At 60.5% G+C, this 9,339-nt stretch carries 4 protein-coding genes; all 4 read left to right on the top strand.

Annotated features, from left to right (window positions below; genetic code table 11):
• The first annotated feature begins 418 nt into the window (after positions 1-418).
• The 4 genes from nadB (at position 419) to dnaE (ending at position 8,502) form a co-directional block, all read left to right on the top strand.
• A complete protein-coding gene (gene nadB / locus QU481_RS15020) occupies positions 419-1,990 on the top strand; it encodes an L-aspartate oxidase (protein ID WP_289830864.1) in 1,572 nt (523 codons plus the stop codon).
• A 354-nt stretch (positions 1,991-2,344) separates the two neighbouring features.
• The gene (locus QU481_RS15015; protein WP_289830863.1) at positions 2,345-4,624 is read left to right on the top strand and encodes an NADP-dependent malic enzyme; all 2,280 of its coding nucleotides are present in this window, start codon (positions 2,345-2,347) and stop codon (positions 4,622-4,624) included.
• A gap of 94 nt (positions 4,625-4,718) precedes the next feature.
• Positions 4,719-4,970 carry a PhaM family polyhydroxyalkanoate granule multifunctional regulatory protein gene (locus tag QU481_RS15010; protein ID WP_289830861.1) on the top strand — a complete coding sequence of 84 codons (252 nt, stop codon included), beginning with the start codon at positions 4,719-4,721 and terminating at the stop codon, positions 4,968-4,970.
• An 88-nt stretch (positions 4,971-5,058) separates the two neighbouring features.
• Positions 5,059-8,502 (top strand): DNA polymerase III subunit alpha, encoded by a 3,444-nt coding sequence (gene dnaE / locus QU481_RS15005; protein ID WP_289830860.1) that lies wholly within the window; start codon positions 5,059-5,061, stop codon positions 8,500-8,502.
• Positions 8,503-9,339: the final 837 nt, after the last annotated feature.

Here is a 9,339-nt window from a genome sequence, read left to right as displayed (position 1 = left end):
ATCAATCCAGGCTCTCACACCTATCGGTTGTTCGTGCTGTTAAAGAGCGGTTGTTGCTGACGGCGTCGCTTCGTGGCGTTGCTGGGTCAGCAGCAGAGGAGGCGAACTATACCCCCCGACCCCGGCGACGTCAATACTTTCTGCAGCGAAAACCCGGCAAGTTCGTTAAGCCGTTGATTTTACATAGCGCCAACTGCATCCAAGCAGCAGATAGCAACGTTTCCTGCGGTTTCCCTCACTATTTCTGTCACTTCTCCACGCGATCAGACAAGGACTTACTAACCACCCAACGCCGTCAGGCAACCGCTTCTATATATAGGCGTCGCAAACCACCGCCCTATTTTGATGATGGTTCTGCTACGCTAGTCCGGTTAAGCCTTCGGGCCGGGGAACTTCAAGAAGATAAAGTGGCAAAGCAATGCTCAAATTCGATGTACTGATTATCGGCAGCGGCCTGGCCGGCATGACGCTGGCTCTACACCTAGCAGAAAGCCGCAAGGTAGGCCTAATCACCAAACGCGACCTACTGGAAGGCAGTTCGACTTACGCGCAGGGAGGCATCGCCGCCGTCCTGGACACCGGCGATTCGGTGGAAGCTCACATCCGGGACACGCTGGTGGCCGGCGCCGGACTCTGCAACGAGACGACGACGCGCTTCATCGTCGAGAACTCCAAACGAGCGATCGACTGGTTGATCGCGCTAGGCGTACCGTTTACCAAGGACGAAACCCATAAGACTGGCTATCACCTGACCCGTGAGGGTGGCCATAGCCATCGCCGCATCATTCACGCCGCCGACGCTACCGGCGCGGCAGTGACCTCGACACTGGGTCAGAAGATCAAGGCCCATCCGAACATCACCGTACTGGAAGAGTTTCTGGCGATCGACCTGGTCACCTCAAAGAAACTTGGTCTTGATGGCAATCGCTGCTTCGGTGTCTATGCACTCGACAAGCGCAACGACGAGGTGCTGACCATCGCTGCGGAGAGCACCATTCTGGCCTCGGGTGGCGCCGGCAAGGTCTACCTCTATACGACCAACCCGGATACCGCCACCGGCGACGGCATTGCGATGGGGTGGCGAGCCGGTTGCCGCGTGTCGAACATGGAGTTCATCCAGTTCCACCCGACCTGTCTGTATCACCCGCAGACCAAGTCATTCTTGATCACTGAAGCAGTCCGAGGCGAAGGCGGCATTCTGCGCCTACCAGATGGCACACGCTTCATGCCGAACCATGACAAGCGCGCCGAACTGGCCCCACGCGACGTGGTGGCTCGCGCTATCGACTTCGAGATGAAGAAGCATGGCCTCGACTGCGTCTACCTGGACATCTCCTACAAACCGGCCAGCTTCATCCAGGAGCACTTCCCGAACATCTATGCCCACTGCCTGGAGCTTGGCATCGATATCACCCAGCAGCCTATCCCAGTAGTCCCCGCAGTGCACTTCACCTGCGGCGGCCTGGTCACCGACCTGCAAGGCCACACCGATGTCGACGGTCTCTATGCAGTCGGCGAAGTAGCCTGCACCGGCTTGCATGGCGCCAACCGACTGGCCAGCAACTCACTATTGGAGTGCATGGTAATCGGTCGTGCTGCCGCCAACGACATCTTGAAGCAACCCAAGGTGGAACTACCAGCGATCCCTGACTGGGACGATAGTAAAGTGACGGACCCGGACGAAGAGGTTGTGATCTCACATAACTGGGATGAACTACGCCGGGCAATGTGGGACTACGTTGGCATCGTACGGACCAACAAGCGACTGGAGCGAGCACTGCACCGCATCGAGCTGCTGAAAGGCGAGATCGACGAATACTACAGTAACTTCCACGTCTCAAATGACCTGATCGAACTACGCAACCTAGTCCAGACAGCGGAGCTGATCGTGCGCTCGGCCATGCTGCGCAAGGAGAGCCGTGGGCTGCACTACAGCCGCGACTATCCGGACATGTTGCCCGAAGCTAAGGAATCGGTCCTGACCCCTTAACTTCACATGAAAACGCGAACGGCGTTCCGACTGATGGAACGCCGTTTTGTTATCCGCCCCTCAACTCGGATACTGTCCGACAAGGCGGTTTTGCAAGACTGGATACAGCCCTCATCTGCAACGACTAGCTCCTGACAAAACAGCAAATGAACCCGCTACATTAAGAGCTGCATCCAGGCAGCTCAACCAACGCTGACGCCCCTCCCCTCCCGCTCGGCTTGGTTTTCAGGCATCATTCGGGCAAGCCAAGGTCACACATAAGACTGTCCAACAGCACCACTAACCCTTGGCGGTCGTTGTCCCGTATAATATTGGAAATTGATTCCACACCTGTAAAAAACTCAGGAGCTCCTGATGGATGAGCAATTGCGCCAGAACGCGCTGGATTTTCACCAATACCCGACCCCGGGCAAGATTCAAGTAGCACCGACCAAACCGCTGGCTACCCAGCGCGATCTGGCCCTGGCGTACTCGCCGGGAGTGGCCGCCCCCTGCATGGCCATCGTTGACGATCCGCTGAATAGCTACAAGTACACCGCACGCGGCAACCTGGTGGCCGTGATCTCCAACGGTACCGCCGTACTCGGCCTTGGCAACATCGGCGCACTGGCCGGCAAGCCAGTGATGGAAGGCAAGGGCGTACTGTTCAAAAAGTTCGCTGGCATCGATGTGTTCGACATCGAAGTGAACGAAACCGACCCGGACAAGCTGGTCGACATCATCTGCTCGCTCGAACCGACCTTCGGCGGCATCAACCTCGAAGACATCAAGGCGCCGGAGTGCTTCTACATCGAGAAGAAGTGCCGTGAGCGCATGGGCATTCCGGTGTTCCACGACGACCAGCACGGCACCGCCATCGTGGCCGCTGCCGCGGTGCTGAACGCGCTGCGCCTGGTGAACAAGGATATCGCCAAGGTGCGCGTGGTCGCCTCCGGCGCCGGCGCCGCGGCGATCGCCTGCCTGGAACTGTTGGTGGCGCTGGGCGTGACCCGCGAGAACGTCACCGTTTGCGACTCGAAGGGCGTGATCTTCGAAGGCCGCGACGAGAAGATGGACGACTCGAAGAAGCGCTTCGCGATCAAGGACAATGGGCAGCGCAAGCTGGCCGACGCCATGGTCGGCGCCGACATCTTCATGGGTCTGTCCGGTCCGAAGCTGGTGACCCAGGACATGGTCAAGTCGATGGGCCCGAGCCCGCTGATCCTGGCGATGGCCAACCCGGAACCGGAGATCCTGCCGGAACTGGTCAAAGCCGTCCGTCCGGACGCGATCATCGGCACCGGCCGCTCGGACTACCCGAACCAGGTCAACAACGTGCTGTGCTTCCCGTTCATCTTCCGCGGGGCGATGGACGTTGGCGCCACCACCATCAACGAAGAGATGAAGCTCGCCTGCGTGCGCGCGATCGCCGACCTGGCGATGGCTGAGCAGAACGAAGTGGTCGCGTCGGCCTACGGTGGCCAGGAACTGACCTTCGGCCCGGAATACCTGATCCCGGTGCCGTTCGATCCGCGCCTGATCGTCAAGATCGCTCCGGCGGTGGCCCAGGCAGCCATCGACTCCGGCGTCGCCACCCGTCCGATCGAGGACATGGGCGCTTACATTGAGAAGCTCTCGCAGTTCGTCTACAAGACCAACCTGTTCATGAAGCCGGTGTTCACCGCCGCCAAGCAGAACCAGAAGCGCGTGGTGCTGACCGAGGGTGAAGACGAGCGCGTGCTACACGCCACTCAGGAAATCGCCTCGCAAGGCATCGCCTTCCCGGTGCTGGTCGGCCGCCCGAGCGTGATCGAGAAGCGCATCCAGAAGCTGGGTCTGAAGCTAGAGGCAGGCAAGGACTTCGAACTGGTCAACAACGAGTCCGATCCGCGCTACGCCGAGTACTGGAAAGAGTACTACGAGATCATGAAGCGCCGCGGCGTGTCGCAGGAGCAGGCTCGCCGCCGCGTGATCGGCAACACCACGCTGATCGGCGCGCTGATGGTGCGTCGCGGAGAGGCCGATGCGATGATCTGCGGCACCTACGGCGCCTACCGCCAGCACTACGAGATCATCCAGGATGTGCTGGGCCACAACAATCCGAAGAAACTGGCCGCCGCGGTGAACGCGCTAATGCTGCCGACCGGCAACGTCTTCATCGCTGACACCTACGTGAACGCCGACCCGTCCGCCGAGCAGCTCGCCGACATCACCCTGATGGCCGCCGAGACCGTGAAGCGCTTCGGTATCCAGCCGAAAGTGGCCATGCTGTCGAACTCCAGCTTCGGCACCATCAACAGCGTCTCGGCGCTGAAGATGCGCGAAGCGCTGGCGATCGTGCAGGAGCGTGCACCGGAACTGGAAATCGACGGCGAAATGCAGGGTGATGCCGCGCTGAACGAGAGCCTGCGTCATCAGACCATGCCGGACAGCACCCTGAAGGGCCAGGCCAACCTGCTGATCATGCCGAACGTGGAAGCCGCCAACATCAGCTACAACCTGCTGCGCGTCTCCGCCGCCGATGGCGTGACCATCGGGCCGATCCTGATGGGCATCTCCAAACCGGCCCACATCGTTACCCCGATCTCGTCGGTGCGTCGTATCGTCAACATGGTGGCTCTGGCCGCCGTGGAAGCTCAGGTCGCTCAGGCCTAAGCCCAGCACTCGACGCTATACTCAACGGGCAAGCCTTCGGGCTTGCCCGTTTTGTTTGCGCGGCCGACTGGCCGCATCGCCCCTGGGAGACTGCATGAGCGCCGACTTCAATCCGAACGACCCCTTCGCCCTGCTGCGCCAGTTCTGGCAGAGCACCACCCCGCAGCAGGCGCAGGCCTTTCTGCCGCCGCTGTCCGAAGAGGAAATCGACCGCAAATTGGCCGAACTGCGTGTAGTAGAAGGCTGGCTGACGATGAGCCTGGGCCTGCTGTCGATGCAGATCAAGACGCTAGAAATGCAACGCGCCGCAATGACCGCCATGAAGCCGAAGCCTGACAACGGGTAAGTTATTACAGCAAAGGCGCCCTGCTTCCCGCCGTTCTAAACGCTCGCCGTGCGTTTCGGCCAACCCGCCCTCACGGTACAATGCGCGGATGACTACCCCGCGCTTTGTCCATCTTCGCCTCCACTCGGAGTTCTCCATCACCGACGGCATCGTCCGCCTCGACGAGGCGGTAAAACGCGCCAAAGCCGACGGCATGCCCGCGCTCGGCATGTCCGACCTGATGAACATGTTCGGCATGGTGAAGTTCTACAAGTACTGCCGCGGTGCCGGCATCAAGCCGATCGTGTCGGTCGACGCCTGGCTCGAGAACGAGGAGGACCGCGACAAGCCGTTCCGGCTGATGCTAATGGCGAAGAACCGCGAGGGCTACCTGCGCCTGTGCGAGCTGTTGACCGAAGGCTTTTTGCACAATCAGTACCGTGGCCGTACCGAGCTGAAACGCGCGTGGCTGGAAAAGGGCGACAACAGCAATCTGCTGTGTCTATCCGGCGCTCACCTGGGCGACATCGGCGCCGCGCTGGCCAACAGCAATCCGGACGAAGCACGCCGTCGCGCCGAGTACTGGGCTGGTCTGTTCCCGGACAGCTTCTATCTGGAAGTGCAGCGCCTGGACAGCCCGCAGATCGAGCAGATCGTCCAGGCCTCGCTGTGGCTGGCCGGCGAGCTGAGCCTGCCGGTGGTGGCCACACATCCGATCCAGTTCATGGACGCGGACGATTTCAAGGCACACGAGGCACGGGTGTGCATCGCCGAGGGCTATACGCTGTCGGACAAACGTCGGCCGAAAGATTTCGATCCCTGCCAGTATTTCCTATCGACTGCGGAGATGATCGAGCGCTTCGCCGACATCCCCGAAGCGCTGGAAAACTCGGTGGAGATTGCCAAGCGTTGCAACATCACCGTGCAGCTGGGCAAGAACTACCTGCCGGACTTCCCGACCCCGGAAGGCATGACGCTGGATGACTTCCTGGTGCATAGCTCCAAGGAAGGACTCGAGCAGCGGCTGGAGAAGCTGTTCCCCGATCCAACGGTGCGTGCCGAGCGCCGTCCCGAATATGACGCCCGCCTGAAGATCGAGACCGACACCATCATCCAGATGGGCTTCCCCGGCTACTTTATGATCGTGGCCGATTTCATCAACTGGGCAAAGAACAACGGCTGCCCAGTCGGCCCTGGCCGGGGCTCCGGTGCCGGCAGCCTAGTGGCCTACAGCCTGGGCATTACCGACATCGACCCGCTGGCCTACGCGCTGCTGTTCGAGCGCTTCCTGAACCCGGAACGGGTGTCGATGCCTGACTTCGACGTCGACTTCTGCCAGGACAACCGCTACCGGGTGATCGAATATGTGCGCCAGGCCTACGGCGCCGAGGCGGTATCGCAGATCGCCACCTTCGGCACCATGGCCGCGAAAGCGGTGGTGCGCGACGTCGGCCGGGTGCTCGATCTGCCCTATATGTTCTGCGACGGCGTCTCCAAGCTGATCCCGGCCGCGCCGGGCAAGCACTACTCGCTCGACGATGCGATCGAGATGGAGCCGGTGCTGAAGGAACGCCTGGAGAACGAGGAAGAGCTGCGCGAGCTGTGGGAGCTGGCCAAGAAGCTGGAGGGCATGACCCGTAACATCGGCATGCACGCCGGCGGTGTGCTGATCGCGCCGGGCAAGCTGACCGACTTCTGCCCGCTCTACCAGGCGTCCGGTGACGACGCGGTGCCGGTGTCGATGTACGACAAGGACGACGTCGAACAGATCGGCCTGGTGAAGTTCGACTTTCTGGGCCTGCGCAACCTGACGATTATCGATCTGGCAGTGCGCTACATCAAAGATCTGGAACCGGGCTTCGACACCGACCTGAATCTGCTCGAGTTTACCGATCCGGCCGCCTATCAGGTGCTGCAGAAGGCCAACACCACCGCGGTATTCCAGCTTGAATCGGACGGCATGAAACGGCTGCTGGAAAAACTGAAACCCGACCGTTTCGAAGACATCATCGCTGTGCTGGCTCTGTATCGCCCGGGCCCGCTCGGCTCCGGCATGGTGGACGACTTCATCCTGCGTAAGGCCGGTAAGCAGGAGGTGGATTACTTCCACCCCGACCTGCAGGCCTGCCTTGACCCGACCTATGGCGTGATCGTGTATCAGGAACAGGTGATGCAGATCTCGCAGATCATCGGCGGCTACACGCTGGGTGGCGCCGACATGCTGCGTCGCGCGATGGGTAAAAAGAAGCCGGAAGAGATGGCCGCTCACCGCGAGAAGATCGCCGAGGGCGCTAAGAACAAGGGTTATGACCCGAAGTTGGCCGAACAGTTGTTCGACCTGATGGCCAAGTTCGCCGAGTACGGCTTCAACAAGTCGCACACCGCCGCCTATGCGGTGGTGTCCTACCAGACCGCCTGGCTGAAAGCCCACCACTGTGCGGCGTTCATGGCGGCCACCATGTCGTCCGAATTGGACAACACCGACCAGCTCAAGGTGTTCTACGACGACTCGCTGGCCAACAAGCTGAAGTTCCTGCCGCCGGACGTGAACGAGAGCTTCTATCGCTTCGTACCGGTGAACCGCCAAGAGATCCGCTACGCACTCGGTGCGGTGAAGGGCACCGGCGAGGCGGCGGTCGACCACATCGTGGCAGTGCGCAAGGAAGGTGGCCCATTCACAGACCTATTCGACTTCTGCCGCCGTACCGACAAGCGCATCGTCAACAAGCGCACCATCGAGTCGCTGATTCGCGGCGGCGCCTTCGATTCGATCGATCCGAACCGCGCCAAGCTGTTCGCCAACGTCGGCCTGGCGATGGAAGCGGCCGAGCAGGAAGCGGCCAACGCCAACCAGGGCGGCCTGTTCGACATGTTCGAGGCCGACGCGGCGCCGGGCGTGGAAATGGTCGAGACCAAGCCGTGGGCGCCGGCGGTGCAGTTGGCCGAAGAGAAGCTGGCGATCGGCTATTACCTGTCCGGCCACCCCTTCACCGCCTACGAGCGCGAGGTGCGCAGCTTCATCAAGACGCCACTGAGCCGCGTCACGCCACGCAAGGAGCCGCAGCTCATCGCTGGTTTCGTCACCGGCATTCGAACCAAAGTCGGCAACCGCGGCAAGATGGCGTTCATCCAGCTCGACGATGCCAGCACCAAGCTCGAGGTGTCGGTGTTCGCCGAGGCATTCGATGCCAATCGCACCAAGCTGAAGGAAGACACGGTCCTGGTGATCGAGGGTAAGGTCAGCGAGGACAGCTTCTCAGGCGGCGTGCGTATCATCGCCGACAAGATTTACGACCTAGGCGAAGCGCGCAGCCGATTCGCCCGTGGCCTCAAGCTACAGATGAACGGCAATAGCGACGTGGCGCGGCTCAAGACATTGCTGGCCCCATTCCGCAGCGAAGACATGGGCTGTGTAGTGCGTATCGACTACCAGAACCACCAGGCTCGGGGAGAGCTAGAGTTTCCACGCGACTGGGGGGTACGCCTGGACGATGGTCTGCTGCTGGGATTGCGTGATTGGCTAGGGAACGAGGCCGTCAAGGTGATGTGGTAGTACGAAAGCCTTCGCCTCAGCTTGTAGCCGCTGACAAAACTAGCCCAGTGCCCCGGCAGGGCGGAGCAACAATGCCGGGGAGGGTTTCAGCGGCTCTTCGCTGCTCCTGAATAGGCTGGTCCAGGGAGGGCAAGGGCTGCAGATGCGCACACTCCACCGCACGGTGAGCACGCCCACAATATTGACATCTCGTGATGCCTTGTTATGCAAAGCCCCCACTCGGCCAAGCTCGAAAGCATACAGCTAGGCCCTGCTAACCAGAGCCATCGCAACAGCTTGGACATGATGCTCAGAAGCACGCGGAGGGATTAGCAGGGCAGCACCAGCAAACCGAAGCCCGCTAAGTGACGTCCCTGAGAAAGGGAAACCTAATCAGCGCGACAACCCGTAACAACCAGGCCATCCCCCGTATCTTCGCGGTCAGCTCCACCCATGGCGCCCACATCCTAGCCCCTCCGTGGCCTCAGCATTTTGGTCATGGTGCCAACCGAATAGAAACCTCCCCCGCCATCCCTGTTTGGGCCACGGTAACCAGCCGTGCAGAGACACCATCCATCCCGAATGCAGCTCCCTCTGTCAGCCAATCCCTGCCGATCGCTAGACCAACGGGGTTGCCCTTGGCATGGGAGCCGCATGCTTATGTGTAGTGTGTGACACACTCGCTCACCTGTTTCATTGTTGAAACACTTTTCAAAGATCACACCTAGCTCTGCCTCATCTTGGCCAGACAAGGATTTTATTCGAAGCCTTAGCTACAGCCCGCCAAAACTGTTTCAGAACTGACACAGCTATCTCAGCGAAAAAATGCCATGCGCCCATGAGAAATCCATACATTCC

The sequence above is a fragment of the Crenobacter oryzisoli genome, assembly GCF_030385785.1.
In the GTDB taxonomy this organism is placed as follows: domain Bacteria; phylum Pseudomonadota; class Gammaproteobacteria; order Burkholderiales; family Chromobacteriaceae; genus Crenobacter_A; species Crenobacter_A oryzisoli.
Note: the sequence above shows the minus strand (reverse complement) of the source record. Positions and strands in the feature narration are given on the sequence as shown.

Bases quoted from the DNA above. Each gene is read 5' to 3' on its own strand.
- nadB (WP_289830864.1), top strand. From the start codon at position 419: ATGCTCAAATTCGATGTACTGATTATCGGCAGCGGCCTGGCCGGCATG.
- QU481_RS15010 (WP_289830861.1), top strand. From the start codon at position 4,719: ATGAGCGCCGACTTCAATCCGAACGACCCCTTCGCCCTGCTGCGCCAG.
- QU481_RS15015 (WP_289830863.1), top strand. From the start codon at position 2,345: ATGGATGAGCAATTGCGCCAGAACGCGCTGGATTTTCACCAATACCCG.
- dnaE (WP_289830860.1), top strand. From the start codon at position 5,059: ATGACTACCCCGCGCTTTGTCCATCTTCGCCTCCACTCGGAGTTCTCC.